Genomic DNA, 1,720 nt, shown 5'->3' with positions numbered 1-1,720 from the left:
GGTGGGTACCTGGGTCGGGTCGAGTGATCCGCGCTGGGCAAGGCGGATGGCAAGGCGGGTGATCAGGCGCCAGTGCGTGTTCACCAGGCCGCGGGCGTCAGCGCGAAGCTTGCTGGTCGTGGGGCGCTCGTCGCCCGCGTTCTGCAGGTCGCGGCGGGCGGGCCGGTACACGTCGAGGTCGACGGCGCATCCCGACCGATGTTCCGCGAGCGACAGGTTGTGATCGGTGCACCACCGTTCCCCGGCGGCGATTCCGGCGAGCAGGCCGACGACGTAGCCACGGTGGTGGTCGAGGTTGGCGAACTGCTGTTTGCGATCGATGCTGGTCGTGCCGGTCGTGTTGGCGCCTCGCCCTTCCAGCCGGACCTGTGTGACGGTCCATCCGGCGATGCGCCAGGCGACGAGGTGGCCGACCTCGTGCGCGGCGACCATGAGCCGGTGCGGGTGGATCTCGGGGAAGTCGTCGATCATCGGGCACCTCCGAGGAGAATGAGCAGGGACGCGACGGCCAGGCCGGTGCAGCCGAGCAGGACCAGGCCGACCGCGGTGCGGAGCGCGCGGTGGGTGCGCTGGACGATTTCGGCGTGGCAGTGCAACCGGTCGGCGCGGTGGTAGGTGGTGGTCGTGCCGCTGCGGACGTCGGCTTCGGTTTCGCGCAGGAGCGTGGCCGGGGTGGTGCTGGCGTAGCGGGTGGCGGCGGTGTCGTCGGCCGCGGGGACGACGGCGAGCAGCAGGCGGAGGAACGCGCCCGCGAACGCCCCGGCGGCGAGCCACAGCGTGATGACGGTGGCCGGGAGTCGGCTGTGGACGGCGACCAGGGCGACGGCCGCGGCCAGGACGCCGACGAGGGCGAGCAGGTTCGAGATCCGGGCGTCGGCGCGGCGAGCCTCTTCGCGGATGTCGGCGTGGCCCTGCAGAAGCAGGTCGGTCAGGACGCGGTCGAGGTCCGGGCGCGGCCGGCGGTTTGGTCGGGCACCGGATTCTGCAGGAGGGTTCACCAGCGTTCCCCCTTGCGGGGGCGGCGGGCGAAGTGGTGGGCCTGGGCGTGGGCGCGCAGGCGGTAGAGCCGGAGGACCCAGTGCGCCCAGAGCCCGGAGAACAGCAGCGCGAGCCAGAACCACGGCGAGCTGGTGCCGAAGATGAACCCGGCGGCAACGGCGACGCCGCCCGGGGCCAGCAAGAGCACGATCACGCGGAACAGCACACGGAACGGGAAGATCAGCAATTCCCACATGTCACGTCCCCTTTGGTCAGTTCGGGATCTTCGAGAGAGCGAGGCGGCCGCGGACGGCGAGCGAGGGCGCCAGGAGCACGAGGCGCGGCCAAATGTCCCGGACGAGGGCGCGGGCGTCGGCCCACAGCGCATTCGTGCCCTGGTTTTTCCTGCGCCACTCGCGGTAGAGCTGCCGGAAGTAGCGCATGTCGTCGGCGCAGGTGCGCGGTGCGCGCTGGGGCAGGCCGTTCTCCTCGCACCACCGCAGGTCGGCCACGCGTCCGGCGAGCACGGCGGCGAAGTAGAGCCGCGGGTTCGGGATCGGCACGTTGCCTGCGACGTCGACGTGGCCAGCGGCGCGGTCGCCGTGCCCGTAGACGCGGATCTCGGTGATGGCGACGCCCGCGCGGCGGAACCCGGCGGCGTGGGCCAGCTCGTGCGCGGCGGCCACGAGGCGGTCGGGATCGATGGTGTCCTCGGTCATGTCACGTCCCCTCTCTTGGGTGT

The 1,720-nt window shown here is 72.0% G+C and carries 4 protein-coding genes; all 4 read right to left on the bottom strand.

The window, feature by feature from the left end; all coding sequences use genetic code 11:
• Positions 1–471, bottom strand: a 471-nt coding sequence (locus tag ACFW0G_RS45485) for a hypothetical protein (protein ID WP_378331823.1), incomplete at its 3' end; no start/stop codon positions are given.
• Positions 468–998, bottom strand: coding sequence for a hypothetical protein (locus tag ACFW0G_RS45480; protein ID WP_378331822.1), 531 nt, complete (start codon positions 996–998; stop codon positions 468–470). The genes ACFW0G_RS45485 and ACFW0G_RS45480, both read right to left, overlap by 4 nt.
• Entirely contained in the window at positions 995–1,234 is a 240-nt protein-coding gene (locus tag ACFW0G_RS45475) for a hypothetical protein (RefSeq protein ID WP_378331821.1), read from the bottom strand. Before ACFW0G_RS45475 ends, ACFW0G_RS45480 begins: the two co-directional genes overlap by 4 nt.
• Before the next feature lie 16 nt (positions 1,235–1,250).
• Positions 1,251–1,697 carry a hypothetical protein gene (locus ACFW0G_RS45470; protein ID WP_378331820.1) on the bottom strand — a complete coding sequence of 149 codons (447 nt, stop codon included), beginning with the start codon at positions 1,695–1,697 and terminating at the stop codon, positions 1,251–1,253.
• Between the last annotated feature and the right edge of the window lie 23 nt (positions 1,698–1,720).

This window comes from Amycolatopsis sp. NPDC058986 (assembly GCF_042741125.1).
GTDB lineage: Bacteria > Actinomycetota > Actinomycetes > Mycobacteriales > Pseudonocardiaceae > Amycolatopsis.
Note: the sequence above shows the minus strand (reverse complement) of the source record. Positions and strands in the feature narration are given on the sequence as shown.

Excerpts from the sequence above, each read along its gene's own strand:
- ACFW0G_RS45475 (WP_378331821.1), bottom strand. The coding sequence starts at position 1,234 with ATGTGGGAATTGCTGATCTTCCCGTTCCGTGTGCTGTTCCGCGTGATC.
- ACFW0G_RS45470 (WP_378331820.1), bottom strand. The coding sequence starts at position 1,697 with ATGACCGAGGACACCATCGATCCCGACCGCCTCGTGGCCGCCGCGCAC.